This window comes from Solihabitans fulvus (genome assembly GCF_008386585.1).
GTDB lineage: Bacteria > Actinomycetota > Actinomycetes > Mycobacteriales > Pseudonocardiaceae > Solihabitans > Solihabitans fulvus.
The window spans coordinates 1-276 of record NZ_VUOB01000423.1 but is presented as its reverse complement, the minus strand read 5'-3'; the positions used below and the strand labels follow the sequence as shown (position 1 = coordinate 276).

At 63.4% G+C, this 276-nt stretch carries 1 protein-coding gene; it reads left to right on the top strand.

Going from position 1 to position 276, the window contains the following annotated elements; genetic code table 11:
* Positions 1-198 (top strand): hypothetical protein (locus F0L68_RS41920; protein ID WP_223199681.1); only part of this gene is annotated, 198 nt, incomplete at its 5' end.
* Positions 199-276 lie beyond the last annotated feature (78 nt).

The following is a 276-nucleotide window of genomic DNA, read 5'->3' as shown; positions in this document are numbered from 1 at the left end:
GCCGGGATCGCTGTCATCCTCGGCGTCAAGACTCTGGCCCGCTACGCCGAGCTGAAGTCGCAACCGACTCCGGGATCGGACGCGGCGCAAGCCAACAAGGAGTCGAGCGCAGCTATCGAGCAATTCATCATCGGAACGATGGCATCGGCTCTATGGTCGGTACTGCTCACGGTGACAGCTAAAGCCCTGTGGGGCTGACCACAGCTACACACGCGGTCCGCGACCAGCCCGGACCCCACGATGCGCTATCAGCCCCCGGAGCTCACTCAGCCCTAA